This window comes from Candidatus Dormiibacterota bacterium (genome assembly GCA_035635555.1).
Classification (GTDB): domain Bacteria; phylum Acidobacteriota; class Polarisedimenticolia; order Gp22-AA2; family Gp22-AA2; genus Gp22-AA3.
This window is the reverse complement of sequence record DASQAT010000048.1, coordinates 152,869-179,050: the sequence shown is the minus strand read 5'-3', so window position 1 is coordinate 179,050 and position 26,182 is coordinate 152,869. Positions and strand designations below refer to the sequence as shown.

Sequence of the window (26,182 nt, the reverse complement as noted above, 5' to 3'; positions counted from 1 at the left end):
CCGTCGAGGGCCGACGGGAGGCTCGGAGCGACCGGGACACCGATCTCGATCGCGGCCAGCCCTCTGTCCCCCACAGCGCATCACGCGCCCTCCCTCCGAAAGCGATCTTTGTTTGGCCCGTTACTCGGACGGGCTCCTAGCGATCCGTCAGGGAGTTTGATCCGGATTCAGCGCGAAACGACGAAGAGGATCTTCTGCCCGCGCAGGGCGCCCTCGTTCAGCACGGTGACCTCCACGGTCCCGTCATCGGCGAAGCGCACGCCGACGTCGCGCCCTTCCTTCAGATAGGTCGGGACGATGCGCACGTCGCTGATGTGGTCGATGCCGAACTGGCTCGGCTTGAGCGTGATCGATTTCGTCTTGCTGAGGTCGATGTTGTTGGCGAACTTCACCTCGCCGATGTTCTCGACCTTGTTGACGGTCTTGAGCACGCCCCGCGCGCGCAGTCGCTCGGCCAGGTCGGCGTCGTACCAGACCGAATTCTGGTGCTCGGCCAGCTTCTCGCCGGTGATCCGGGCGCTCTCCTCGGCCTTCGTCTTATCCAGCTCGAGCTGCGACACGGTCGACTCCAGCCCCGCCTTGCGGGTCTCGAGCTCGGCGATCTCCTTCTGCAGGGCGTCACGCATCTCCTCGAGCTGGGCCTTCTCGTCCTGCAGCGTGTTCGCCTTGGCGATCGCGGCGTCCTTCTCCTGAATCAGCCGCATCTCCTTGGCGCGGACGAGGGCCAGCGGGCTGTGCGAGGCGGCGCCCTGCGCCACCCACGTGCCGAAGAAGTCCTTCGCGGGGTCGTAGTAGAAGTGCACCTTCATCCCCTTCTCGAGGTTGGTCTCCATGATGTTCAGGCGGGAGATCAGCTCCTTGGCGCGCGACTCGGGGACCCCCTTGTCCTTCTCCAGGTACTGCATCGCCAGCTTCATGTGCGTGTCGCCCGGCTTCACGTCGACGCCGTCGCCGGGGAGCAGGCCTTCGAGCTGCGTGACCTTGTTCTGCAGGTCGCGGATCTTCTTCATATCCTCGACGACCTGGCCTAGAATGCCCCGGTACGACGGGTCCTTCTCCTGGCGCACGAGATCGTCGAGGGCCTGCTCCTCCTCGGCGCTCAGGCCCTGCAGGAAGACCTGGCTGAAGGAGACCGGCTTGCGGCCGATCAGCGTCATCTTCTGATTGAACTGCTGGATTCGATTGTAGATTTCGTGGGTCTGGCCGTCGATTTGATCGCGGGCATCCTTCAGCTCGACCAGGAGCTTCTCCATATTCATCGGCACCGGCCGCTGGGTGAGCTTCTTCGGGAACATCGCGTAGTACCCGAAGTAGCCCCCGATGCCGAGACCGACGGCGACGATGAGCGCCGCCAGGATGAGGACAACTTTCTTGTAGCTCCGTTTCGGCCTGTCTTCAGGCAGCTTGATGTCTTCGATCGAATCGAACAAACTCTGCGCCATTGAGATACTCTCCTGTGCGAAAGTCTTTAGATTCTAGCGTGATGCCCCTATCCGCGCAACCGGAAATCGCGCCGTTCATGCGGCATTCGAGCAGAGGGCGCACATGACGAAGCGGGTGCTGCCGGGCGCGGCGTTGGTGCTTCTGGCGGTCGCCTCGATTGCCACACCGGGGGCCGCCGGCGGATTCCTGACCTTCGTCCTCGGTCCGGACGGTGTCGTCTACTCCTGGAAAGCGGACGACACGGACCTCCTGCCCCTGCCCCCCTCGCTCGCCCATCTCGCGGATCATCCGGTCAACGACCTGGCCATCTCCGAGGACAGCGGGAAGACGGTGGTCCTTCCGGTGGCCGCCCGCCGGGCCGGCACCCGTCGCAACCGACTCGAGGGCTCGGCGGTGATCATCTCCTCTCCCACGACCGCGGCGCCGCCCGCGATTCTCAATCAGATCACCTTCGAGGGGGACGGCCGCCGGGTGGCCGTCTCCGGGGACGGCCGGTTCGCCTACGTCCTGGCGATCCTGGCCCTCCCCGACCAGGCCGGCAGGGAGGTGCGGGCCCGCCTCTACGCCCTGGACCTGGACGAGGGGCGTGTGCTCGCCTCCGCCCAGCTCGACAGCCCGCCCAGCGCCGTGGCCCTCGAACCGGCCGCAACGCGGCTCTACCTCGCCTATTCAGGGAGGATCCAGACCTACACCACCCACCCTCTGGCGCAGTCCTGGCACTACCGATCGCCGGGCGCGAACCTCGGGCTCTGCTTCCCACCCCACGGCGCCGTTCTCTACTCGGTGCGTCGCGACCGGATCGCCCGCTTCGACCCCGAGGTAATCGCCGGGCGGAAGCCCGAGGAGCGGCAAAGGCTCCAGGACGACGCGACCGCGGTGACTCCGCTGCCGTTCGCCGCCGACTCGCTGCTGTTCTCCCGCGACGGCAGCCTTGCCGTGGCGTCCGGTTCGGGGGACGGCCTCGCCTTCTTCGATCCGCGGACCGGCACGGTCGTCACGACACGCTGGGACGGCACCGGGTCAGAGACGAGCCGGGATCTGCGTCCTTTCTACTTCGACGGGAGTCCTGGAGATCTCGTCGTCGGGATCTTCCCCGAGAAACGGGTCAGGAGGATCGCCCCTCCGACCCTATTCATCGAGGCCGACGCCAAAAACCTTCAATTATCAAATACTACGAAGGAAATGCCTCCCGACAAATCTTCCGCACCGGCCATTTCGGATACGCGGAAGCCGGAGACCGCCCCGTCACCCGCCGCGACGCCCCAGCCCTCGCCGGTTCCCGCGGCCGCGGAGCCGCCCGAGGTGCCGCTCGTCGTGGCGGGCCGACTGAGCGGACGGATCGATGCCGTGCGCGCAATCGTGATCTATGGCCCGGGGAGCATCGTAAGGGAGCAGGCGCGCGCCGTCCCGGACGCGGACGGCTCCTGGAGAATCCCTCTGCCCGCTCCGGGGACCTACAGGATCGTCCCGATGGGAGAGGGGGCGCGCCCCGTGCGCTCCGAGCCGAACTTTCACACCCTGGAGGTCAAGGATCGCGGCGTGACCGGACTCGATTTCAGGATTCTCGGGACCAGCTGAGCCTTCAGGCGTGGCCGACGGGGGCCGAGCGGGAACGCATCCCCCGGAACACGAGATAGATGCCTGCCCCGATCAGGAGAATCGGCAGGAGCGGGATGGCTCCCAGGATCAGAAGGAAACCAAGCCCCGCGAGCGCGAGAATCCCCTTGAGGAACCGGAACGGCAGGACGAGGACGAAGAACACGAGCCGCAGGACGATCCCGACGAGGAACAGCGCCAGGACGATCGGCGCCGCCACCAGGGCGATGAGGCCGAACAGGAATCCGAGCAGAACAACCGTCCCGGCGATCGTGATCATGGGCATGCCCCTCCCCGCTCCGCACCGAGTATACGTCCGGGACCGGTCCGGGGTTGCACTCTGGCGCGCGGATCAGCGCAGGACGGGGACGTACGGCATCGACAGGACCCCGTCCGGCTCGATCGACGGCCCCTCCTCGATCAACTTTCGAATCTGCCGCTGCAACGCGGCGTAGGATGTCGTCGTCTCCTCGCCGCTCCAGAATTGCGAGAACCAGCTCTTCGCCTCCGGCAGGACGACGAGCTGCACGCGCGCCTCGGGGTCGAGGTGCGCCATCACGAGGGCCCGTCGCAGCGCCGCCGACAGGCCGCCCATCTCGTCCACCAGACCGAGCCGCAGCGCGTCCTCCCCCGACCAGACCCTCCCCTGCGCCACGGCGTGGATCTGGTCGTAGGTCTTGCCGCGCCCCTGGGCCGCCTTGCCGACGAAGTCCTTGTAGATTCGATCGAGCCAGCCCGCGAAGATCTCGCGCTCCTCGGGCGTGTACTTCGCGCTCGTCGAGAAGAAGGTCGCGTGACGGCCGCGCTGCACGGCGTCGAAGGTGATCCCGACCTTGTTCCAGAAGCCGGTGGTGACGAGCTTGCCGGCCAGGACACCGATTGAGGCGGTGATGGTCGCGGGCTCCGCGACGATCTTGTCGGCCCCCATGGCGACGAAGTAGCCGCCCGAGGCGGCCACGTCCCCCATGGAGACGACGAACGGCTTGACGCCTTTCGTGAGCGCCACCTGGCGGTAGATGACGTCGGAGGCGATGTACGAGCCGCCGGGGCTGTCGACGCGGAACACGATCGCCTTGATCGAAGGATCCTCGCGCGCCTTCTTGATCGCCTCGGCGGTCGTGTCCGACCCCATGGTCATGTCCCCCGTGAGCGGGTTGGTCTGGTTCTCGCCGCGCGACACGCCGCCGAGTCCGTAGATCAGGGCGATCTTCGGCCCCCGGGTGTAGAAACGGCCCGCCCTGAGGTACTGACCGACCTTGACGAGGGACGGGGAGTCGGCCCCCTTCTCCTTGAGGCTGTCCTCGAGCTCGTCGCGGTACCCCAGTCTGTCGACCAGCTTCGCCTGCAGCGCCCTCGGCCCGATGTACGGGCCGTCGTCGATGAGGAGGGCGACCTGCTCCTCGGTCATCTTGCGCCCCTTGGCGATCCCGCGCTTCAATTGACCGTAGATGCTGCCGACCAGCGCCTCCATGGACTCGCGGAACGCCTCGTTCATCTCCTTGTCGGTGTAAGTGTTCATCGCCGACTTGTACTTGCCGATGTGGTCCATGTCGGGGACGATCCCGAGCAGGTCCAGCGTCCCGCGGATGAACGGAGGCTCGGCGCGCATGCCGACGAGATTGATGTCGCCCGGCGGCGCCAGCCAGATCGAGCCGCACGCGGTGGCGAGGTAGTAGTCCCTGTTCCCCGCCGAGAACTCGCCGGCCGTCTCGAGGTAGGCGACGGCCCACTTCCCCTCCTTCTGGAAGTCGAGGATGCCGTCCCTCAATTCCTGCAGCTTGGCCGAGCCGGCGCCGGGCCCGTCGATCACGACCAGAAGACCCCTGATCCGCCGGTCGTCCCGCGCCAGGCGCAGCGCCTCGAGGTCATCGCGCAGGGTCAGCTTCCGGCCGCCGAACAGGTGCCACAGCCCCTCCACCTCCACGTGATCGGGGATGTCGTCGTCGAGAACCAGCTCGAGGACGCTCCCCGCCGCAGGCTGCGACGACATGCGCACCATGTAGGCGACGGCCACGAGCCCGGCCACGAGCGTCCCGACGATGAACAGCGCCCGCTTCCCGCTCTTGCTCATGAAGTCGTTCCTCCGACGGCCGGCACGGCGCGTCTCATGCCAAAGTAAAGCACGGTTCCGATCCCGACGCCAGACAGCCCCCCGATGATCTCGTCCCGCTCCAGGGCGCACAGAAGCGCCACGATCGCAAGAGAGGTCAGCGCGGGGATGATACGCCCGCGCAGGGCGTGCCGTTCACCCGGCGCGCCATCCTCCCGCGCGGCCGCCGGCCGGCGCAGGCAGGCGCAGCAGCAGGCCAGGTAGACGAGAAGGCGCGTGCCGGCGCTGACGGCCGCCAGCGTGCTGTAGGCGCTGGCGATGGCCAGCGTGGTCCCGAGCACCCCGATGATCATCGTGGCCCGCACGGGGGTGCGCCAGCCGGCGTGCAGGGACCCCATCCAGAGCGGCAGCTGGCGCGCCGAGGACATGGAGTACATGAGACGCGTCCCGCCGACCAGGCTGATGAGGGCGCAGCCGGCCATCGATGTCGCCGCGATGAAGGTCATGGCGTAGCGCCCCGCGGGGCCGGCCAGGATCCCGGCGACGCTCGCCAGGGGGGCCTGCTCCGACGCGAGGTTGTCGAGCATCCCCGCCGCCACGAGGTGGACCGGCAGGTAGATGGCGCACACGGTCAGGATCGTGGCGATGACCGCGAACGGCATGTCCCGGCGGGGCTGCAGCGACTCTTCGGCAGGGACGGTCAGGATCTCGAATCCCGAGAACGCGAAGATCAGGAGCAGGACGGCGCGCACGAAGCTCATCGGCTCGACCGGGACCGCTTCCAGGTTTTCCAGGCGCAGGAAGAACAGGCCGGCGATCGCCAGGACGACGAGCGGCACGACCTTGGCCACGGTGAACAGGTTGGTCGCCCTCGAGGTCTGCCGGATGCCGATCATGTTGATCGTGGTGATGAGGGCCGAGCAGGCGATGATGACCAGGGCCCGGCCGATCGGTGTGGCGGCCCAGGGCAGGAGCGCCCCGAGGTAGCGCCCGAATCCATTGACCAGACCCGCCATCGCCGTGATCCGGGCCAGGCAGAACAGCCAGCCGACCTGGAAGCCGGCGAACTCGCCGAACACGCGGTGCACGTAAAGGTAGGGGCCGCCCGAGATCTCGTAGCGCGACGACAGCGAGGCCAGCGCCAGGCCGACGCCGATCGCCACCAGGCCCGCCACGACGTACGCGAAGATCGCCGACCGTCCGATGAGACCGGTCACCTCCGCGGGGAGGATGAAGATCCCGCCGCCGATGACCGAGTTGATGCCGAGTGCGACCAGTCGGAGACGGCCGAGGTGCCGCAGCGGCGCGACCGCGACGCTTCCGCTCACCCGCGCGGGCTTCGCCGGCAGGTCTCGCACTCGCACAGCGGACGCAGCCTGTCGAACGTGTAGATTCCGGTCGAGTGGCCATCGCTCCAGGTGATCTGCAGACCGTAGCGTCCGACCGGCTTGACGCTGAGCGCCCGGATGTCGGCAGGCAGAGAGCCGGCCTCGAGCCGCCTCTCACCCGACCATTCGTCCTCGCACAGGGCGCACTTGCACGCCAGGCGGAGGTGCGCCGGGGTGTAGACCGCCGCGTGGCCGTCGTCCCACACGATCGAGAGTCCGCCGTCGCTCCCGATCTCGACCTTGCGCGGCTGGCTCACCTACGAGGAGGTCCGGATCACTACTGCCCGCCCTTCCCGGACGGTGCCGTCGCCGGGGGGGCCGCAGGCGGGGGCGGCGGAACCGGGATCTTGAGCCGGGTCAGCTCGGCGTTGATCAGCTGGGCGAAGTCGTCGAAGGGTCTCGCGCCCGACAGGAAACGTCCGTTGACGAAGAAGGCCGGCGTCCCGGAGGCGCCCAGCGACTTGGCCTCCGCCACGTCGGAGTCGATCGCGGGCTTGCTGCGCGCCGAGTTCAGGGCGGCCTCGAACCGGCCGATGTCGAGCCCGACCTCCTTCGCGTAGCGCAGCAGATCGTCGTGCGTCAGCTTCTGCTGGTTGGCGAACAGCTTGTCGTGGTACTCCCAGAACTTCCCCTGCTCGTAGGCCGCCATCGACGCCAGCGCCGACGGCATCGCGAACGGGTGGAACGGCAGCGGGTTGTTCTTCCAGACGATGCGCACCTTTTCACCGTACGTCCTGTGAATCTGGTCGAGGGTCGGACCGACCCTCGCGCAGAAGGGTCACTGGAAGTCGGAGAACTCGACGATCGTGACCGGCGCGGCCCTGGGCCCCTCGAATGGAGCGCCGTCGGTCTTCACCGCGTAGACCTTGTCCGGATCGGGCCCCTGCGGGCGGGCCTGCGCGGTCTTCGCCCCGGCGTCGATCTTCGCGCCGAGCGCCGTGACGCGCGAATCGAGCTGGTTGAGCTTCTCGTTCAGCGCCGCCTGCTGCTGCGTCGTCTCGTAGAGGTTCATGCCGGTGATGGCGATCAACACCGCCACCCCGGCCAGGGTCGCGCCGCGGATCGTCCCCGGAGACATCCCTCCGGACGGCCGGTCCATGGCGGGCCCCCGCCCTCCCGGATTGTTCTGGTTCTGTTTCGCCATGGTCGAACTGTCCTCCCGAAAGTGCTTATGTTAGCATCCAACCCGCCTTCACACGTCAATATAGGGAGGACCGCCATGGCCGACAAGATCCGCCGAGCCGATTACCAGTACGTGCAAGTCCCCGACAAGCCCGGCGAGGGGGCCCGCATCCTGGGCGCCCTGAAGGACGCCGGAGTCAATCTCCTGTCCTTGACCGCCTTCCCCGACGGCAAGGGGACGACCCAGATCGATCTCGTCACCGAGAACGCCGACGGGCTCGCCAAGGCCGCCAAGGGTCTGGGCCTGAAGCTGAGCGACAGGAAGCGCGCCTTCTTCATCCAGGGGGACGACCGCGCCGGTGCGGCGGCCGAGATCTTCAGGAAACTGGCCGACGCCGGCGTCAACGTCCACGCCACCAACGCCGCGGCGGGCGCGCGGGGCGGCTTCGGCATGATCGTCTGGGTGAGGCCCGAGAACTACGACAAGGCGGCGAAGGCACTGGGGGTCTGACGCGGTCCGCTACGCCTGTCGTCCGTTCACCGTCCACCCGGCCAGCCTGCGGATCTCGTTCTCCCACATCTGGCGCTGCGCGAACAGCTCGTGGATCTGACGGCCGTTCTTCACGGTCGGGTTCTTGAAGTAGAGGGACAGCCAGTCCTGCGCGCCGCGCAGACCGGCCCGGGCCGCCAGGTCGGCGAGGAGAACGAGATCGAGCGCGAGCGGCGCCGCCAGGATCGAGTCGCGGCAGAGGAAATTGATCTTGATCTGCATCGGGTAGCCGAGCCACCCGACGAGATCGATGTTGTCCCAGGCCTCCTTGTTGTCCCCGCGCGGCGGGTAGTAATCGATGCGCACGCGGTGGACCAGATCGCCGTACAGGTCCGGGTAGAGCTCCGGGTCGAGGATCGCCTTCAGGGCGGCCATCTTGCTCTCTTCCTTGCTCTTCAGGCACTGCGGGTCGTCGAGGACCTCCCCGTCGCGGTTCCCGAGGATGTTCGTCGAGTACCATCCGGCCACGCCGAGGGCGCGCGCCTTGAAACCCGGGGCCAGTATGGTCTTCAGCAGGGTCTGGCCGGTCTTCAAATCCCGGCCCGCCACGGGTACTTTCATCTCCTCCGCCATCTGCACGAGAGCGGGGATGTCGACGGCGTGGCTCGGCGTGCAGTTGACGACCGGGATCCTCTGGCGGAGGGCGGCGTACGAATAGAGCATCGCGGGGCTGATGCGCGCGTCGTCCGCCGCCAGCGCCCGCTCGAAGAGCTTCAGGTCGGAATGGATGTCCTCGACCGGCTGATAGGTCTCCGTCGAGGCGGCGTTGAGCAGCACCAGGCGGGCGATCCCGGCGCTTTTGCGGAAGGAGGCGATGTCCTTCTCGATCTCGGCCACGTTCGCGAGATGCCCCTGCCGTGAGCGGCAGTGCGTCGCCTCGATACGGTGCACGTAGCGCGGGTCGAAGATGCCGCGCCACGGCCGGATCGAGTCGAGCTCCTGCCGCAGCGGCTCCAGGAGCCTCTCGTCCAGCACCCGCGCCTTCACGGCGGCGCGGTAGACGCTGTCCGGCAGGATGTCCCAGACGCCGAACACCAGATCGTCGAGGGAGGAGAGGGGCACCGCCCGCGCCACAGGGACGGGGGCCGGCCGCTCGTGCGGGCCGGCGACGTAACCCAGCTGGGTCAGGGCGCCGATCGGCTTGCCGAGCCCCCGGCGCACCGCCAGCACACCGGCGATGAGCGAGGTCGAAAGGGATCCAGCACCCACCACGACGACCCCCAGGCGGCCGGCGGCCGCGGCAGGGGGGACCGGCTTCTGTCTCATGGTTCTCCCCGACGACTGATAGGATGAACCGGCCACGATGCCGGTGGACGGAGCGACTGACGTACTCTAGAATCACCCGTCGGTTCGTGCGCCTTCGGGGGCGTAAGGAGGAAGACTTGGCACAGCTGGCGATACACGGCGGCAAGCCCGCGGTCCAGAGAGACCGGGCGGTCCGCTGGCCGGTGATCGGCGACGAGGAACGGCAGGCCGTCCTCGCGGTCCTGGACAGCGGTGTTCTGTGCGGCGCCCGCGCGCCGCAGCAGAAGGCCCTGGAGGAGGAGTTCGCCCGTTTCATCGGGGCGCGCTCCTGCCTCGCGACCAACAGCGGCACGGCGGCGCTCCACATGGCGGTCGCCGCCGCGGGGCTCGAGCCGGGCGACGAGGTCGTGACCAGCGCCTTCACCTACCCGGCGACCGCCCTGGCCATCCTGCAGCACAACGCGGTCCCGACCTTCGCCGACATCGATCCCGTCACCTTCAACATCGACCCGGCCGGCATCGAGGAGCGGATCACCTCCCGCACGCGGGCGATCATGCCGGTCCACATCCACGGCCTGCCGTGCGACATGGACGCGATCGACGCCATCGCGCGCCGGCACGACCTCCTGGTCATCGAGGACGCGGCGCAGGCGCACGGAGCGACCTACCGCTCGCGCCAGGTCGGGACGCTGGGCGACATGGCGGGGTTCTCCCTCAACGCCACCAAGAACCTTCCTTGCGGGGAGGGGGGCCTGTTCGTCACGGGCAACGAACGGCTCCTGGCGCGCGCCACGTCCTTCCGCATCCTGGGACAGACGCGCGACGAGGTGCCGCTCGACCAGGCCCATCCTCTCGACTCGGCCACCGATTCGGAGTTCGCCGGGATGGGCTTCATGTACCTGAACCAGGAGATCCCGGCGGCGATCGCCCGCGTGCAGCTGCGACGTCTCGGTGGGTTCAACGCGAACGCCGCGGCCAACGCCGCCCTGCTCACGTCGCGTCTGGAGACGCTTGCGGGCGTGACGCCGCCCCGCTGTCCCGCCGACCGGACCCATGTCTATCACAAGTACCGGGTGCGGCTGGACGCGCGCGCCCTCGGTCTCGCGATCGATCCGACCCTCCTGCGGGACCGGGTCGTGGCGGCGCTCCGCGCGGAGGGGGTCGAGGTCATGCTCTGGCTCGACCGGCCGGTCCCGGAGATGCCGGTCTTCCAGGGCCGGGCGAACTCCCGCAAGGGCGAGCACCCCCGGACGACGGCGCTCCTCGCCGACTCGCTCGTGCTGGGGTCGCAGTCGTATCCCCTGTTCCCGCAGCCGCGGGTCCTGATGGAGCAGTACGCGGACGCGTTCGAGAAGGTGCTGACGCATATCACCGAGCTCGCCGGCCCCGGGGCGGCGTAGGGACATTCCGGAAGCATGCCGCTGCGAATCGGGATCCTGGGAGCGGGTCACATGGGCCGGACGCACGCCGAGGTTCTGCGGCGCGACGACCGTGTGCGCATCGTCGGCGTCGCCGACCCCGACGCCGACCGGGCCGGGCACCTCGCCGGCGATCTCCGCGTTCCTCATCACACCGATCTCGAGGCTCTGTTCCGCGCCGGTCTCGATCTTCTCGTCGTCACCACGCCGAACCGCTTCCACTTCGAGGCCTCCATGGCGGCGCTCGAGCGGGGCGTCGGCGTCGTGAGCGAGAAGCCGATGGCCATCCACATCGAGGACGCGCGGCGGCTCTGCGAGGCGGCGGAGCGTCCCGGCGCCTTCTTCACCGTGGCCCACAACCGCCGGCACGCCCCGGTCTACGGACGCGTCCGGGGGCTGCTGCGCGAGGGGTTCCGGCCGCTCCTGGCCAGCTTCAAGATGCACGAGGGGGACTACCGCACCCCGCCGTGGGTCTCCGACCGTTCCATGTCGGGCGGGTTTCTCTACGAGAACCTGGTCCACTTCTTCGATCTCATGGAGTGGCTGATCGCGCCGATCTCCGAGGTGTCCTGCCTGGCTCGGGGCCCGCTCTACCCGGACCTCAACGACTTCGTCATCTCGATCGCCTTCGAAGGGGGCGCCATCGGCGCCCTGACCGCCACGGGTCACGCGTCGTGGGTCCGCCCCGCGGAGCGCACCGAGCTCGTGGGCGACCACGCCACGATCGTCGTGGAGGAGCTCGACCGGGTCCTGCACTCGCCGGGCGGCGGTGCACCTGTCGGCATCGACGACTTCGCCGATCTCTCCCGCGAGGAGCGCTGGGGTTACGTCGCGCAGGATCGCGAGATCGTCGAGGCGTTCCTCGCGGGCCGGAAGACCTGCTTCTCCCCGCGCCGCGCCCTGCGGTCGCTCGAGATCGCGGACGCCTGCTCCCTCGCCGCCCTCGAGGGGCGCGCGGTGCGGCCCGGCCCCCCGCCCTCCGACTGAGTTTCCTGTCGTCATGGATTCACTCCTAGGCCAGCACGCTCGAGGTCACGGCGGTCTCGGCCCGGAACAGTGTCTTGCGGAGATCCACGATCGATCGCAGCTTGCGCCCCGTGCGCAGGGTGCCGCGCGCGTTCCCGCCGACGCTCATCTCGCACAGACCCATGGAGACGTTGCGGGCCATGTCCGGGAACTGCTCCTCGAGCGATCTCCGGATCGCCCGCTCGACCGACGTCTGCGACGCCCCGTCCTGGAGCTCCACCCGGATCTCGACGGCGTCGCGCAGCCCCGGACGCGTCACCAGCACCTGCCAGTCGTGCGCGATGCCGGTCACCCCTTCGAGCACCTTCTCGAACATCCAGGGGCTGATGTTGCCGAGACCGCAGTTCACCATCTCGTCGCAGCGGCCGACGATCTTGGAGATGCGCCGCAGCATTTTCAAGTCACAGTCGCAGACGCCCTCCATGAACCGCGCCACGTCCGACGTCCGGTAGCGCAGAAGCGGCATCACCTTGCGCGACAGGGTCGTGAAGACGAGCTCGCCGTGACCCTGGTCGTCCGGCTCGGGAATCTCGAACCAGAACTTCAACTCCTGCAGATGATAGCCGTTCCGGCGCGCGCACTCCGTCCCGGCGCTGCCGAACGACTCGGTCTGGCCGTAGGTCAGGTAGAGCGTCGTCCTCCAGGCCTCCTCGACGTGACGGCGCGATTTCTCGGACATGTTCTCCCCGCCGACCAGCATGAGCTTGACCGGCCAGGTCCCGCGCTTCTCGGCGATCTCCGTCAGGCTCACGATCCAGGACGGCTCGACCACCATGACGTTGAAACGATAGTCGAGCGCCCGATCGTAGAACTCCGCGGGCGGGATCTTGCTCGCCTCGATCAGCAGGCACCCCAGGGTCTGCGCCGCCGCCCTCAGGGTCGGCCCGGCGTTCCAGAACGACAGATCGAGGGCCGACACCATGCGGTCCTCCTTGCGCACGCCGAGGGCGTACAGCCCGGCCGCGCCGTCACGACCCAGGTCCCGCATCTCCTCGAGCGAGAAGAACAGCTTCTTGCTCTTCGGCGAGAGCGTGCCGGTCGTCTCGAAGCCCAGCTGCGGGCGGTCGCACAGGAACTCCTCGACCGGGTGGGTCAGCAGGTCCGTCGAGGTCGTGAAGATGTCCCCCAGGTCGGCGGGGCATCTCACCATCGCCGGATCGATGTGGTGCTCCTGGAACTTCCTGCGGTAGAAGGCCGATCGAGCCGCGACCCAGCGGACGGTGGTCTTGAAGTCCAGCTTCTGGGTGTTGCGGATGTATCCGTCCGGCATGCGGCGCGCGAACCAGAGCCGCCGGGTCGGCGAATCCCCCAGGACGACGCGATCGAGCCAGTTGCTCAGAGCGTTGCGCATGCGCCTCTCAAGAGCGCTCGGACCGCAGCGGGGCGCGCGCGTGCGCCTCGGCGTCCGGCCTGCCCGGTTCTCCCGCCGCCGGGGCGTCGGGCTGCGGATCTCCGCGCTGCCAGCGGCGCAGCCGCTCCGCTTCGGCCTCACCGATGATGTTCCGGCCCGCCTCATACCAGGTCCGGGCGCCGAGGATCGTCCCCCATCCCGTGCGCGTGAACTTCGGCCGCGGCCGGAGCACCATGAGGCGATCGCCCAGAAGCGTCTGCCAGCGGTCGAGCTCGCTCAGACGAGCGCGGCGCCGCGAGCCGCTCAAGTCGACGGCGATCACGTGCGTTGCGGACACGGGGGCCGCCACGGCGTGGACCACGGGGGACGGCGCCGCGAACGCCCCGTCCACCAGGACGCGCTCCAGACCGTCGACCTCCTTGTGGAGCGGAGGGAACAGGATCGGGAGGCGGCTGCTGGCGCGCACGGCCTCGGAGAGATGGAAGCCGCGCTCGCATCCGGTCACGGCGAAGATCCGCTCGCCCCGCCGCCGATCGTGCATCAGGAAGCCGATCATCCGCACACCGTGATGCAGCCGGCGGAAGTCGTGCCGGTCGAGCACCGCGAGCAGGTCGTGCACCGGGTCGGCCCAGCGCCGCACCAGGCGCCGCCCGAGGCCCGGCGAGCGCATCGACAGCGCGTGGGCCAGGACCCGCTTGGCGTTCGTCTCCAGGGCGAATTGCAGGAGCTCGTCCACCGTCCGGCCCGCGGCGGCGTAGTAGGCGGTGATCAGGCTGCCGACGCTGCAGCCGACCATGGCGTACAGCGGAACGCGCAGCTCGACGAGGCGGGCCAGCACGCCGACGTGGGCCGGGCCCCGGAACCCACCCGACCCCAGGACGATTGCGATGCGCTGCCCGGCGGTCGCCGGGCGGCCGCTTTTCGTCATGCGGCGACTGGGCTCATGTGATCGTCGAAGACATCCATCAGTCGATGACCTCTGGGTGATCGTGCTCTGCAGGGCCATAAGAATACACGTCGGCCCTTCTCCTGACAATTCGCGCGCGATATCCGCGGCCCTCGTATCGGGACGTCAGGGCTGTCCCTTCGCTTCCTTGACGGCCCTCGTGAGGGCGGGAACGATCTCGAAGAGATCGCCGACGACACCCACGTCGGCGACGCCGAAGATCGGCGCGTCGGGGTCCTTGTTGATGGCGACGATGTACCCCGAGCCCTTCATGCCGACGATGTGCTGGATGGCGCCGGAGATGCCGCAGGCGATGTACAGCTTCGGATTGACGGTGACGCCCGAGCTGCCCACCTGGTGCTCGTGCGGAAGCCAGCCCATGTCCGTGACCGGTCGCGAGGCGCCGACCTGCCCCCCGAGCGCCGCGGCGAGGTCCTTGATCACGGAGAACTTCTCGGGGGCGCCGACGCCGCGTCCGCCCGAGACGATGATCGGAGCCTGGGTCAGGTCGACGGCGCCGCCCTCCCCTTTCTTGATGCCGACGAACCGGGCGCGCAGGTCGCCGGGCGCGACGCCGGCCGGCACGACGCGCACCGTCCCCCGCGTCGTGCCGGAGTAGGCGGGCGATGCCCCTTTCTGGAGGGTCGCCATCTTCGGCCGCGCGTCTCCCATGTCGACCACCTGGATGAACTTGCCGTTGAACGCCTTGCGCGTGAACAGGGGCCGCCCCCCCTCGAAGAGGATCTGGGAGCATTCGGTGGCGATCGGGACGCCGAGCCCGGCGGCGACCAAGGGCGCCAGGTCCCAGCCGTTCGGCGTGTGGCCGACCAGGACGATCTCGGGCGTCTCGGCCTTGATCAGAGATTCGAGGACGCGCGTGTGGCCGTCGCAGGTGTAGTCCGCCACGGCCTCCCCCTCGACGCAGATCACCTCGGCGGCGCCGCGCGCGGCCAGCCCCTCGGCCGGAGCGCCCCGGCCCATGCCGATCAGGACCGCCTTGATCTCCGCCGGCTGCCAGCCCGCCTCCCCCGCGAGGCGGTGCGCCATCCCGAGGAGCTCGAAGGTCGTCTCGCGGATCGCCCCGCTCTCATGCTCGGCCAGGATCAGGATCCTGCAGGCCATCTCAGATGACCCCCGTCTTTTCCCTGATCCGCGTCACCAGGTCCTTGGCGATTTTGTCGGCAGAGCCCGTGAGCACCTCGGCCCCCTTCCCCTTCGGAGGAGGCGCCAGCCGCACCGTCCTGTAGCGCCCCTTCGAGGCGGCGATCTCCGCGGCCCCCAGCTTGAGGTCGGCGAGCGACAGCGTCCTGATCTCCTTCTTCTTGGCCGCCATGATCCCCTTCAGGCTTGCGTAGCGCGGCTCGTTGATGCCGGTCTGCACGGTGATTACCGCCGGCAGCGTCAGATCGACGATCTGCAGCCGGTTGTTCTCCAGCTCGCGCTCCACGCGGACCACACCGTTCTCCTGCAGCGCCAGACTCATGGCCGCCGTGGCGCACGGTCGATCCAGAAGACGCGCCACGAATGGGCCGACCTGCATGGCGTTGTCGTCGTCGGCCTGCAGACCCGCCAGGATCAGCGAGAATCCCTCGTCCTTGACGGCCGCCACGATGACGCGCGCGATCGACAGCGGGTCGGCGCCCTCGAGTGCTGTGTCCTTGACGTGCACGGCCCGGTCGGCCCCGGTGGCCAGGCAGGTCCTGAGCGCCGTGGAGGCGCGCTCCGGCCCGACAGTCAGGGCCACCACCTCGGCGACTCGGCCGGCGTCCTTCAGCCGCAGCACCTCCTCCAGGGCGTAGCGATCGTAGTCGTTCAGACCGTAGGTGAGATTGCTCTCGTCCACCCAGGTGCCGGAGGAGTTGATGCGGAACGGCGAATCGGTGTTCGGCACCTGCTTGACGAGAACCAGGCTCTTCATGCGCCGCCTATCATAATCGACAGAGCGGCTGGAACGACCGGCGAGATCTCAGGGAGAGGTCAGGTCCACGGGGCCGCTGACCTGGATGCCGGCGATCGGTGTGCCGGTCGGATCCACCGCCTGGGCATTCTCGAAGACGAGCGTCGTGGTGCCGGACGCGACCCCCATGAACGGAAGCGTGATGACGGTCTTCTCGGCCCCCGTCAGGCCGATCGACGCCAGCACGCCCCCGATCGCGATCACCCGGCCCGTCCACGACGCTGTCGTCATGCCGCCCCCCGCAGGGAGCCACGATACCGAATCGATCGCGGGCAGCGCAAGGACGGCCGCGGTCGGGCGCGCGCGGGCCTCCGGCGCCGGCCGTTCCGCGCCGGCGCCGGAGGCTGGGAGACCCTGGGAGACGGGGCGCATGGACCGTCCCTGGGCGTGAAGGCGGGTCAGGACTCGGGTTCGCCCGGCGGGTGAGGGTCCTCCCTTCTGTCGCTTCTGGCTGGACGTCTGCGGAATTTCGTCGGCTGCGGAACGGTGTCGCGCGGGCCGTCGTACAGAAGCCGGTAGCGTCCGTACGTCACGCGCTCCACCAGGACCTGGCTCGCCGCCAGGTTCCCCATGCAGTAGCGGACCAGGAAGCTGTGCACGCGCGACAGCGGCCAATCGGGATTCTCGAGAGCCCTCGCCGCCTCGCGGGCGCTGAACGGCTCGCGCAGCCGGCCCGCCACAATCGCCTCACGGATGAGATCGGGCAGATCCATACCCCGGCCCTGCCTTGTCTGCGGCGACAGCGATCAGATTCCTGTTCCGAGAACTCTGCGACGACTGCGTACAGCGATCACGGCGGCGAGATGTTGCGGGACTGTGAGGCACTTCAACTGAGGGGGGTCTCTGCGGCTTGAGTCCCCGGCCCTTCTCCTCGGTCGGGCTGCGGGGAATGTACCGCGAGTCACACTCGCATGCAATTGCTATTTTGACATTTTCGATCAGGCCCACAACTCAGCGTCGCTTCGGCGCCCCGCCGCCCGAGGAGATGAGATTGTCTTCTTCCCCCGGACAACCGCCGTCGCACGATGCCGGCTCGAGCGGCAGCGGCACCGCCTCCGTGCCGAACCCGCTCGTGCCGCGACCCACCCGGTAGTCCACCAGGTAGAAGAAGGCCCGGCCCGCCGGCGGGATCGCGCTCGCGGCGGGCGACCCGACCCCCTCCGTGAAGGAGGCCGACGTGATCAGCCGCGCCGGGACACGCACAGCCCCCAGCGTGATCCGGTTCCCGTCCACCTTCAGGCTCGCGACATCTCCTGCGATCACGTCGTAGGCCTGCGCCCCGCTCACGGCGCTCCAGTACACGCGCGCCAGACCCGCCGCCCCGCCCGGTTCGAGCCGCAGGCTCACCGGGTCAGGCCCTTCTCCCAGGTCGTGCGGCACAGTCACCACGGCGAGGGCCGAGGCGCTGTTTCCCGAGGCATCCCTGGCCGCGTAGGTCAGCTCGTACGACCGACCCGGCCCGTCGCCCGATCGCTCCGCTCGCAGCAGGACTTCGCCGTCCGACGTGCCGACGTCGGCGCCCATGACGTCGCCGGTGGTCCGGCCGTCGCCGTCCCCGGGCGCGTCGTCCGGCTCGCTGCTCACGACCGAGACCAGACGCGCCGTCGCCGCCGGATCGCACCGGTCGCTCACCTGCCAGCCGACCCTCACCGGCACCAGGCGGTGGTTGGGCGGCCAGAGGACGGACGGGTAGGCCGCCAGCGTCAACAGGGGCGGCGTCGTGTCGCGCACCGTGACATGTGTCGTGCATGTCGCCGTGTTGCCTGTCGCGTCCCTCGCGGTGAACGTCACGGGTGTCGTCCCGAGCGGGTAGATCCCCGAGGCGTCCGCTCCCGTGGAGCGGCTGCCCGTGATGGTGACCGTGGAGCTGCAGGCGTCCGACGCGGTCGCCAGGACCTGCACCTGCGCCCCGTCGGCAGTCGTGCACTCAGTGCTCGCCGCGACCGGACAGATCAAATGAGGTGGGGATGAATCCACAACCGTGACGACCTTCTGGGTCGTGTCCGTCAGTCCCTTCGAGTCTGTCACCCGCAGCTCGATCGTGTGCGCGCCGAGAGTCAGGCTCACGTTGAGCACGGCACCTGAACCCGACGGCTGCTCGTCGGGTTGTCCAGGGTCCCGGAACCACTCATACGACACAATGTCATCGTTCGTCCCGGGTGTCGAGTCGGGGTCGGTCGAAGCCGACGCGTCGAGCGTGACCACACTGCCCGCCGGGCCCGAGCATTCGACCGTCGCCGCCGATGTAATCACTGCGCGCGGAGGACTGTTCGGTCCAACGAACACCATCCGCGACTCACCCAGCGATTGGAAGGTCCCCTCCACGCCGATGGGAGGCGTGATTCCGTCGGTCAGCATGATCGTGAGGAGGTAGTGTCTGCCGGTCCGGAGCGTCGCGATGTCCACCTGCGACGGCAGACCCGAGTCGAGCGTCAGTCGCAGAATGGAGACCGCCGGCTCTCTCATCGTCAGTGTCGTCTCGTCGAAGCTGTCGATGAGCATGTCGAGACCGCCGGCCCCGGAGCCATACGGTCGAATGCAGATCGGCGCGGGCAGGCTGAGATCGACGAGGGACATCGAAGTGTCGAACGCCGCCGTCGGGCCATTGCACATTCCTGGGGCGAGGAGGTAATCGGGGTGCCGGTCGCCACAGCCTAGGAAGCCTCCGAGGTCGAATAGGAATGGCGCTCCAGCCACGCCGTTGGTGAATCCGATCCCCTCGTCCGGGACACCAGATGGCAGAAAGCCCTGGCTGCAATCCAGCCCCGCCAGCAGGTCGGGCAGGACCAGGGTGTCCTCACCGGTTGCCAGAATCTCCAGCGACCCACGCAGCGGGATGTTCAGTGGGTTGGTCGCGGTCACTTCGACTTCGAGCGTCTCCCCTGAATGTCGAAACCCGACAAGAGAGAGGGTCGGCTCGCAGGCGTCTCCGAAGCCGTCATGGTTCGAGTCGGTCTGATCGGCGTTCGCGGCGGTCGGACAATTGTCGCAGGCGTTCCCGTGACCGTCCCCGTCCGAATCGATCTGATCGGGATTCGGACCGGGACAGTTGTCGACATCGCCACAGACGCCGTCCCCGTCCCGGTCGTTGAACGGGTCGCGCGGACATTTATCGCACGCGTCCCCTGCCCCGTCGCCGTCCGTGTCGATCTGGGACGCGTTGAACACGGATACGCAGTTGTCCGCGGCGCAGGTGTTGGCGGGGAAACCGGGATTGCCGTAGCCGTCGTGATCGGTGTCCGTGCAGAGGTCCTCGGCATCGGGGACACCGTCGCCGTCCCTGTCAGCGAGACTCCTCATGCTCAGGACGATCGACACGGTCCCCGGACCTCCAAGATTCGCGATCGCGAGATCGGGGCTGCCGTCTCCATTGAATTCGGCCGTGGCGACGAAGTCCGCCATCGGATCGGCCGCGAAGCGCAGACGTGGGCCGAAGGTCCCATCTCCCTTGCCAAGGAAGAGGGCGACCTCGCCAAATACGCTCTGAAGTTTCCCCTCGGAATCGACGACGATCAAATCGGGCCGGCCGTCGGAATTGAAGTCCCCGACGCTGATCGATGCGGCGAACCGTCCGACATGGAGCTGGGACCCCGGCAGGAATGTGCCATCACCACGGCCCAGAAGAACCGTGACGTCGTTCGTCCCGAGGTTGAACGGGATGCCTCCACCGGACACGGCGAGATCGCTGGCCCCATCCCCATTGAAATCGGCGGTTGCTATCGACGAGGGGAATCCCGCCGCGTCATACTTGACGGGCGCCTCGAAGGTTCCATCTCCCCGGCTCATCAGGACGGAAATGCTGCTGGTGCCGGAGTTCGCGACAACCAGATCCTTCTTTCCATCGTGGTTCAGGTCCTCGGCCGCAATGAAGGCGGAGCCATCGTCCGGGTCGGCAAACTGCAGACGCGTCTCGGGCTCGAAGGAGCCGTCACCGCGTCCCAGGAGGACGGAAACGTCTGTCGACCCGAACCCCCCGTACCCGTTCAAGACGGCGAGATCCTGCCTGCCGTCCCCGTTGAGGTCCGCAGCCGCGGCTATGGACGGTCCTTGTCCCGCCGCGACGCGCGTCTCCGGCAGGAATGTTCCATCGCCACGACCGAGGAGAACCGAAAGATCGGAAGAGAAAAAGTTGGCGGTGACCAAGTCCTCTCTGCCGTCGCCATTCAAGTCGGCCACAACCGCGGACAGAGGATTGCTGCCCACTTTTGGTCCGGGGAGTTGGTCGAACGAGCCGTCTCCCCTGCCGATCAGGATCGAAACGCTGCCATCATTCAACTCATTGCCCAGGCCGGAATTGGACACGACGAGGTCGCGGGCTCCGTCGCCGTTCAAATCGGCCACGGCGACGGCGAGCGGACCCGACCCGGCCGGCTCGTCGTGTCGTGCCGCCAGGGTCATATTTCCCTGACTCAGGAACACCGCGAGATTGCCCGCCTGAAGGAACTGGGGACCGCCGGAAAGCGCCGTGACGTCTTGCCTGCCATCTCCGTTCACATCCCCGACCGCCAGCTCGGCAGGCCGCAGACCGGAGGGGAAGTGTCTGGCTACCTCGAACGTGCCGTCGCCGAGACCGCGCAGGATCACAAGCTCGTTGGCAAAGAATCTGCTTACCACTATATCGATCCTGCCGTCCCCGTCGAGGTCCCCGGTCGCGACAGGGCCGTTCCCCCCCTGCAGGACGATCGAGTCCGGTGCAAAGGTTCCGTCACCGTGATTCAGCGCGACACGTACTTCTCCATTGGAGGAGACCCGATCGGGTGCGCCGTCGCCATTCACGTCGGCGAACGCCAGCGAGGACGGCATCGCTCCGAGAGAATAGGAATGTCCGAGCGTGCCATCCCCCTTTCCCGGAAAGGCCAGGACCTCCCTGGGGAATGCATTGGCCCGGAGATCGGGGAGGGTCACGAGGTCTGCGGCGCCGTCCCGGTTCAGATCGACGACCCTCAACGACCCGATCTGACCCTGAGCATTGAACAGGACGGAGGGATCGAACGTCCCGTCGCCACGGCCGAGAAGGATCATGATCTCCGCGAGGGCGCCAGCATCGGTGAACAGACCGGAGACCGCGATGTCTTCCTTTCCGTCCTTGTTGAAATCGCCCGCCGCGACGGCGTATGGTGGGAAGATGGGCAATGGGATCGCGATGAAGTCTCCCAGCGATCCGGAGGGGGTACGCGGGTAGAGCCTGATCTCCCTGGGACCGCTTCCCACCACCAGATCGTTTCGCCCATCGTCGTTGAAATCTCCCACGGCCGTGGAGGTCCCCCGCAGGATCTGCTCCTTCAGCTGGAACGTCCCGTCACCGTCACCTTGCATGATTGAAACGCTGAAGCCGAATGGACCACTGACATCCAGATTCGCGACGATCGCGTCCAAGTGGCCGTCCCCCAGGACGTCCACGAGCTGGAGATAGGACGGAATGAACCCTCCGAGCTCGAAGACGGGAGCGGGGAAAAGCGCCCCCGCGAACGCCGGTTCGCACGCGTCACCGAGCCCATCGGCGTTACCGTCACTCTGCGTCGGGTTTGGCACATCCGGGCAGTTGTCGCACAGATTCCCCCGCCCGTCACCGTCCCGGTCGCGCTGTTCGGCATCGGGCACATCCGGACAGACGTCTAGATCTCCACAGACACCGTCGCGGTCGGTATCATCCAATGGATCGAACGGGCAGATGTCGCACGCATTACCTGCGCCATCGAGGTCCGAATTCTGCTGAGAGGGATTCGACACGGACGGGCAGTTGTCACACACATTCCCCACACCATCACCGTCGGTGTCCGTCTGGCTGCTGTCGGGATAGGCAGGACAGTTGTCGACCGGACAGGTATTGGCAGGGAAACCCGGATTGCCGAATCCATCCCGGTCGGTGTCCGTGCACGGATCGCAGGCATCGGCGACACCGTCGTGATCGAAGTCCTGCTGCGACGGGTTGTAGGCGGCGCAGTTGTCGCAGGCGTCCCCTATCCCGTCTCCGTCCGCGTCGGCCTGCGAGGCGTTCGGCAGGAACGGACAATTGTCGGTGGGACAAGTATTGGCCGGATAACCGGGCTCCCCGAATCCGTCGCCATCCGGATCGGTGCAGAGATCGCATGCGTCTCCAAGACCGTCCCGGTCCCGGTCGGATTGCGACGGGTTGTTGGCGGAGATGCAGTTGTCGCACGCATCGCCGACACCATCCGCATCCCGGTCGGACTGGGAAGGGTTGGCCAGATAGGGGCAGTTGTCACGAGGACAGGTGCTCGCTGGGAAGCCCCGTTCGCCATACCCGTCTCCATCGACATCGGTACAGGTATCGACGCGGTCCTCTACGCCATCGTGGTCGCTGTCGGGGTACGAGCCATGATTGAAGAGGACGGACACCCCCTTCCAGTGCGCGATGACCAGATCGACCCGGGTGTCGTCGTCGAAGTCGGCCGCAAGGATGCCGGAGGCGCCGGCCGCCGCGGCGTAGCGTCCACCGGGCGTGAAAGTTCCGTCGCCGCGGCCCAGGAGAACCGGGACGTCCCCCGCGACGCTGTCGGCGATAGCGAGATCGAGTACACCGTCGCCGTTCACGTCAGCCACAGCGAGGCCGCGCGAGGAACCGGGCAGCGAATACTCTGCCGGCGGTTCGAACGTGCCGTCGCCCCGTCCCAACATGACGTCGACCTCGGTGACGATTCCGTAGAGATCGGGAAGAAGAACGGCAAGATCGAGCCGCCCGTCCGAGTTGAGATCGTTCAGCGCAACAAACGCAGGTGATCCACCCAGCGGGATGAGGCTGGGCGATCCAAGTGTCCCATCACCCTGTCCCGGGAAAATGACGGCCTGGTTGCCCGTGCTGTCGGCCGCGACGACATCGACTCGTCGATCGCCGTCGAGATCCCCGACGGCTACGGAGACGAGCGCGGTGCCGCTCGTGTAGCGAACCTGGGGCATGAAGGTTCCGTCGCCCCGTCCCAGGAGAACGGAAATCGTGTTCCGCAAGGTCGGCGGAGCCGTGAGGGGGGTTCCGCCGTTCGCGGTCACCACGTCCGGGGCGCCGTCGTCGTTGAGGTCCCCCACCGCCATGGCGATCGCCGTTTCCGGGACGGTGGCGCCGGATCCAGGGAGCGGTGCGAAAAATTCGTCGCCGCGTCCGGCTTCGACGAAGATAAACCTGCGATGCCGTGACATGAAGACAACGTCCTTATGGCCATCGCGGTTGAAATCGGCGATGCCGATGGCATCGACGCTCGTATTGAGAGAGAACCCCCCGGACCCTCGGAAGGTTCCGTCGCCGTTCGAGAGCAGGGGGTAGAAGAGAGCTCCGGCCGTGGCGGCCAAGTCGGTCCGACCGTCACCGTCTAGATCGGTCGAGGCGATCGACACGGGCGTGCCGCCGAAAGACACAGGTCGAATCTGTTCGACCGTCCCGTCCCCCTTGCCTGTCAGGATGAAGACATTGCTGGACGCGAGATTTGCGACCGCCAAGTCCGGTCTGCCGTCGCGGTTCCAATCGGCCACCGCCAGGGAACTCGGGACGCTCCCGGTCAGAATGTCAGGGTACGAATAACGAAGACCGCCGCCACTCTGTCCAGGGAAAACGCTTACAGTGTTGTTCGATTGGTCGCCCGTCAAGAAATCCTGCGTCCCATCCGAGTCCATGTCGGCGGCCAGACAGACCGCGGGAAACCCCGCGGAGTATGCCGGCGATGGCAGGTCAAACGTCCCGTCGCCGCGGCCCGCCAGCAACTGAATCTGCCCCTGGGAGGTCGCCATCGCGATATCCAGGTGACCGTCGGCGTTGAAGTCGGCACCGGCAGCGCAGGTCACGCGGGCAAGGAAGAGCGCCATCGTGCTGGAATGGAATCCCCCGGTCCCATCGCCGATGAACACGGACAGACCCCCGTCGACGACCGCGACGATGTCGGCTTTCCCGTCGCTGTCCAGGTCCCCGACGACCACGGCGACGGGCCTGGGCCCGACCGGCAAGAGAGAGGGCGGGGCGAACGTCCCGTCGCCGCGTCCGGGGAATACGGAGACACTCCCGTTCGAGCACGCGGAATCGGCGCAAAGCTGGAGCAGGATCAGGTCGGGATGGGTGTCGGAATTGATATCTCCCGTCACGATGATGTTGGGCGATCGATCGACGGTGGTCTGGACGGGTGACATGAAGGAGCCGTCCCCCCGGCCGAGGTAGATCGAAACGACCGGCACGTTCGACACCTGGTCCGCAACCGCCAGGTCCGGCTTCCCATCGCCGTTGAAATCGGCCGACGCCATCACCGACGACGTCGTGGCGAGGGCCAGACCGGGCAGCGGGGCGAACGTCTCGTCCCCGTTCGCGATGAAGATTTCCACCTCTCCCGACGAGAACAACGGACCCTGGCTCAGGACGGCCAGATCCGGAACGCCATCGAGATTGAAATCGGCGGCGAGCATCGCTGCCGGGTGAGAAACCCCAGACAGAACCGGATTGGGGAAAAGCAGGGGGGAGGGGTTGGATGCCGATGACGGTCCGGTCGCGAGAGCCAGCGACAGGACGAGCGCCAGCACGGCGAGGCCCGCTGACGGAGAGAGGGATCTGCTCGAACCCACAGGACGAGAGGGCTGATTCATGTGCGCCTCGACCTGCCGGCACCCCCCCCGTGCAGGATGGATGAAGTATGAGTGGGACGCCCCGAGCCTGCCGATACATATACGGCGAATTGGCCTCGAGTGGAACTGAAATTTGAATCTTGGGGATTTTCGTGCGGGACTTGTCTGCGCTTACCCTGGGGAGCGTTGGACCTTATCGAACCGTCGCGGAGGCGGGGCGATGTCTGGCTGCCGCATCCCCAGGCTCGCCGGATGTGTCCGACGATTCGCCCGCGCCAGAGGTGTATTCAGTGCCCTGACCTTCAGCAATCGCTGCGCCTTCGTTGCTGTGCTGCCGCCCGTTCGGCCCGATCCACCGGTACACCCACGGCAGCAGCGCGTAGGCCGGGATCGCCAGCAGGAAGGTCCAGAAGAAGAACGTCGGGTAGCCGTAGAGGTCGGCGATCTTGCCGCCGACCGGGGCGAGGAGCGAGCGCGGCAGCGCATACAACGCAGTGAGCAGGGCGTACTGCGTCGCGGCCTGGCGCTTGTCGCTGATGCGCATCAGGAACGACAGGAACGCGGCCGTGACGAGACCCGCGCCGAACGACTCCCCCATCGACACAGCGTAGAGGTACGGCCGGCCGAGGCTGAACTGCGCGACGGCGGCGTAGCCGAGGTTCGGCAGCGCCTGCGCGATGCCGAGGATCCACAGTCCCTTGAAAATGCCGAAGCGGGAGGTGAACAGGCCGCCGAGGACGGCCCCCAGGATTCCGAGCGCCATTCCCACGTTGGTCGAGATGGTGCCGATCTCATTGGGTGTCATGCCGCGGTCGAGCCAGAACGGCTTGATCATCGGGCCGACCGCGACGAAATCCATACGATAGATCAAGACGAAGGCGAAGATCGCGATCGAGCCGGGGCGGCTGAGGAACGCCACGAAACCCCGGGCCCATTCGCGCGGCGGCTGGTGGACGACCTGCACGGTGGGCGCGGCGAGGGCCGCGACGGCCATCACCGTGAACGCCAGCGCCAGGCCGAGGAAGACCCAGGTCCAGCCGAGCGGCGCGACAAGGTACATCGTGGCGCCGCCCCCCACGATCACCCCCACGCGGTAGAGACCGGCGCGCAGGCTGTTGATCTTCCCCTCTTCCCCCTTGGCCGCAACCCCTATGCTGAAGGCGTCGATGGCGATGTCCTGCGTGGCGGACGAGACGGTGAAGGCGATCAGAAGAGTCCAGAGGATCAGGTCGGGGTGCGAGGCGTCCAGGAGCGGGATGGTGAACATGATGAGCGCCATCGCGAAACAGCAGATCGTCACCCAGGTGCGGCGCTCCCAGTAACGGTCCAGGATCGGGGACCAGAACACCTTGATCGTCCAAGGGAGGGTCAGCGCGCCCATCCAGCCGATCTCCGAGAGCGACACGCCGTTCTGGCGGAAGTAGACCGGCAGGACGTCGAGGACGACGCCGAACGGCATCCCCTGGGCGAAGTAGAAGACCGAGATCCAGAACAGTTTCTTGCGGAGCGTCATCCGTTCCTCGATCCGACC

General features: G+C 67.5%; 19 protein-coding genes and 1 pseudogene. 4 read left to right on the top strand and 16 right to left on the bottom strand.

Annotation, left to right across the window (positions count from 1 at the left end; translation table 11 throughout):
• Window positions 1-167 precede the first annotated feature (167 nt).
• Window positions 168-1,442, bottom strand: a complete 1,275-nt coding sequence (locus VEW47_15305) for a hypothetical protein (protein HYS06548.1) — start codon at window positions 1,440-1,442, stop codon at window positions 168-170.
• Window positions 1,443-1,545: 103 nt separating this feature from the next.
• Here VEW47_15305 and VEW47_15300 point away from each other — a divergent pair, with 103 nt between their 5' ends.
• Complete coding sequence (locus tag VEW47_15300; GenBank protein ID HYS06547.1) at window positions 1,546-3,021, top strand: hypothetical protein; 1,476 nt, start codon at window positions 1,546-1,548, stop codon at window positions 3,019-3,021.
• A gap of 4 nt (window positions 3,022-3,025) precedes the next feature.
• Here the strand turns inward: VEW47_15300 and VEW47_15295 are convergent, their stop codons facing one another.
• The 6 genes and pseudogenes from VEW47_15295 to VEW47_15270 form a co-directional block, all read right to left on the bottom strand.
• Entirely contained in the window at window positions 3,026-3,325 is a 300-nt protein-coding gene (locus VEW47_15295; GenBank protein HYS06546.1) for a hypothetical protein, read from the bottom strand.
• A gap of 66 nt (window positions 3,326-3,391) precedes the next feature.
• Complete coding sequence (gene sppA / locus VEW47_15290; protein HYS06545.1) at window positions 3,392-5,110, bottom strand: signal peptide peptidase SppA; 1,719 nt, start codon at window positions 5,108-5,110, stop codon at window positions 3,392-3,394.
• On the bottom strand, window positions 5,107-6,417 hold the full coding sequence (locus VEW47_15285; GenBank protein HYS06544.1) for an APC family permease: 1,311 nt from the start codon (window positions 6,415-6,417) through the stop codon (window positions 5,107-5,109). The genes sppA and VEW47_15285 overlap by 4 nt, the downstream gene beginning before the upstream one ends.
• Window positions 6,414-6,734, bottom strand: coding sequence for a DUF971 domain-containing protein (locus VEW47_15280; GenBank protein ID HYS06543.1), 321 nt, complete (start codon window positions 6,732-6,734; stop codon window positions 6,414-6,416). Before VEW47_15280 ends, VEW47_15285 begins: the two co-directional genes overlap by 4 nt.
• A 20-nt stretch (window positions 6,735-6,754) precedes the next feature.
• A pseudogene (locus tag VEW47_15275) lies at window positions 6,755-7,243 on the bottom strand (DsbA family protein).
• A gap of 12 nt (window positions 7,244-7,255) precedes the next feature.
• The gene (locus VEW47_15270) at window positions 7,256-7,621 is read right to left on the bottom strand and encodes a hypothetical protein (GenBank protein HYS06542.1); all 366 of its coding nucleotides are present in this window, start codon (window positions 7,619-7,621) and stop codon (window positions 7,256-7,258) included.
• Window positions 7,622-7,696: 75 nt separating this feature from the next.
• Between VEW47_15270 and VEW47_15265 the strand changes: the two genes are divergently transcribed.
• Window positions 7,697-8,110, top strand: coding sequence for an ACT domain-containing protein (locus tag VEW47_15265; protein ID HYS06541.1), 414 nt, complete (start codon window positions 7,697-7,699; stop codon window positions 8,108-8,110).
• Window positions 8,111-8,119: 9 nt separating this feature from the next.
• Here the strand turns inward: VEW47_15265 and VEW47_15260 are convergent, their stop codons facing one another.
• Window positions 8,120-9,415: an inositol-3-phosphate synthase gene (locus VEW47_15260; GenBank protein ID HYS06540.1), complete on the bottom strand. Its 1,296-nt coding sequence runs from the start codon at window positions 9,413-9,415 to the stop codon at window positions 8,120-8,122.
• Window positions 9,416-9,531: 116 nt separating this feature from the next.
• On the opposite strand from VEW47_15260, the gene VEW47_15255 reads away from it, so the two are divergent.
• Window positions 9,532-10,794, top strand: coding sequence for a DegT/DnrJ/EryC1/StrS family aminotransferase (locus VEW47_15255; protein HYS06539.1), 1,263 nt, complete (start codon window positions 9,532-9,534; stop codon window positions 10,792-10,794).
• 15 nt (window positions 10,795-10,809) lie between these two features.
• Window positions 10,810-11,799, top strand: coding sequence for a Gfo/Idh/MocA family oxidoreductase (locus VEW47_15250; protein HYS06538.1), 990 nt, complete (start codon window positions 10,810-10,812; stop codon window positions 11,797-11,799).
• Between the two features lie 25 nt (window positions 11,800-11,824).
• Here the strand turns inward: VEW47_15250 and VEW47_15245 are convergent, their stop codons facing one another.
• The 8 genes from VEW47_15245 to VEW47_15210 form a co-directional block, all read right to left on the bottom strand.
• Window positions 11,825-13,189 (bottom strand): hypothetical protein, encoded by a 1,365-nt coding sequence (locus VEW47_15245; protein HYS06537.1) that lies wholly within the window; start codon window positions 13,187-13,189, stop codon window positions 11,825-11,827.
• A gap of 7 nt (window positions 13,190-13,196) precedes the next feature.
• Window positions 13,197-14,117: a patatin-like phospholipase family protein gene (locus VEW47_15240; GenBank protein HYS06536.1), complete on the bottom strand. Its 921-nt coding sequence runs from the start codon at window positions 14,115-14,117 to the stop codon at window positions 13,197-13,199.
• A 144-nt stretch (window positions 14,118-14,261) separates the two neighbouring features.
• Window positions 14,262-15,257, bottom strand: a complete 996-nt coding sequence (locus VEW47_15235; protein HYS06535.1) for an electron transfer flavoprotein subunit alpha/FixB family protein — start codon at window positions 15,255-15,257, stop codon at window positions 14,262-14,264.
• A gap of 1 nt (window position 15,258) precedes the next feature.
• A complete protein-coding gene (locus tag VEW47_15230) occupies window positions 15,259-16,053 on the bottom strand; it encodes an electron transfer flavoprotein subunit beta/FixA family protein (protein ID HYS06534.1) in 795 nt (264 codons plus the stop codon).
• A 48-nt stretch (window positions 16,054-16,101) separates the two neighbouring features.
• The gene (locus tag VEW47_15225; protein HYS06533.1) at window positions 16,102-16,323 is read right to left on the bottom strand and encodes a hypothetical protein; all 222 of its coding nucleotides are present in this window, start codon (window positions 16,321-16,323) and stop codon (window positions 16,102-16,104) included.
• A 167-nt stretch (window positions 16,324-16,490) separates the two neighbouring features.
• Window positions 16,491-16,805: a hypothetical protein gene (locus tag VEW47_15220; GenBank protein HYS06532.1), complete on the bottom strand. Its 315-nt coding sequence runs from the start codon at window positions 16,803-16,805 to the stop codon at window positions 16,491-16,493.
• Between the two features lie 238 nt (window positions 16,806-17,043).
• The gene (locus VEW47_15215; protein HYS06531.1) at window positions 17,044-24,495 is read right to left on the bottom strand and encodes an FG-GAP-like repeat-containing protein; all 7,452 of its coding nucleotides are present in this window, start codon (window positions 24,493-24,495) and stop codon (window positions 17,044-17,046) included.
• Window positions 24,496-24,844: 349 nt separating this feature from the next.
• Complete coding sequence (locus tag VEW47_15210; protein HYS06530.1) at window positions 24,845-26,164, bottom strand: MFS transporter; 1,320 nt, start codon at window positions 26,162-26,164, stop codon at window positions 24,845-24,847.
• Window positions 26,165-26,182 lie beyond the last annotated feature (18 nt).

Coding starts and splice junctions, on each gene's coding strand:
- sppA (HYS06545.1), bottom strand. CDS start 5,110: ATGAGCAAGAGCGGGAAGCGGGCGCTGTTCATCGTCGGGACGCTCGTG.
- VEW47_15235 (HYS06535.1), bottom strand. CDS start 15,257: ATGGCCTGCAGGATCCTGATCCTGGCCGAGCATGAGAGCGGGGCGATC.
- VEW47_15210 (HYS06530.1), bottom strand. CDS start 26,164: ATGACGCTCCGCAAGAAACTGTTCTGGATCTCGGTCTTCTACTTCGCC.
- VEW47_15270 (HYS06542.1), bottom strand. CDS start 7,621: ATGGCGAAACAGAACCAGAACAATCCGGGAGGGCGGGGGCCCGCCATG.
- VEW47_15240 (HYS06536.1), bottom strand. CDS start 14,117: ATGACGAAAAGCGGCCGCCCGGCGACCGCCGGGCAGCGCATCGCAATC.
- VEW47_15260 (HYS06540.1), bottom strand. CDS start 9,415: ATGAGACAGAAGCCGGTCCCCCCTGCCGCGGCCGCCGGCCGCCTGGGG.
- VEW47_15250 (HYS06538.1), top strand. CDS start 10,810: ATGCCGCTGCGAATCGGGATCCTGGGAGCGGGTCACATGGGCCGGACG.
- VEW47_15220 (HYS06532.1), bottom strand. CDS start 16,805: ATGGATCTGCCCGATCTCATCCGTGAGGCGATTGTGGCGGGCCGGCTG.
- VEW47_15295 (HYS06546.1), bottom strand. CDS start 3,325: ATGCCCATGATCACGATCGCCGGGACGGTTGTTCTGCTCGGATTCCTG.
- VEW47_15245 (HYS06537.1), bottom strand. CDS start 13,189: ATGCGCAACGCTCTGAGCAACTGGCTCGATCGCGTCGTCCTGGGGGAT.
- VEW47_15215 (HYS06531.1), bottom strand. CDS start 24,495: ATGCTCGCCGCCGATTTCAATCTCGATGGCGTTCCGGATCTGGCCGTC.
- VEW47_15305 (HYS06548.1), bottom strand. CDS start 1,442: ATGGCGCAGAGTTTGTTCGATTCGATCGAAGACATCAAGCTGCCTGAA.
- VEW47_15225 (HYS06533.1), bottom strand. CDS start 16,323: ATGACGACAGCGTCGTGGACGGGCCGGGTGATCGCGATCGGGGGCGTG.
- VEW47_15300 (HYS06547.1), top strand. CDS start 1,546: ATGACGAAGCGGGTGCTGCCGGGCGCGGCGTTGGTGCTTCTGGCGGTC.
- VEW47_15230 (HYS06534.1), bottom strand. CDS start 16,053: ATGAAGAGCCTGGTTCTCGTCAAGCAGGTGCCGAACACCGATTCGCCG.
- VEW47_15265 (HYS06541.1), top strand. CDS start 7,697: ATGGCCGACAAGATCCGCCGAGCCGATTACCAGTACGTGCAAGTCCCC.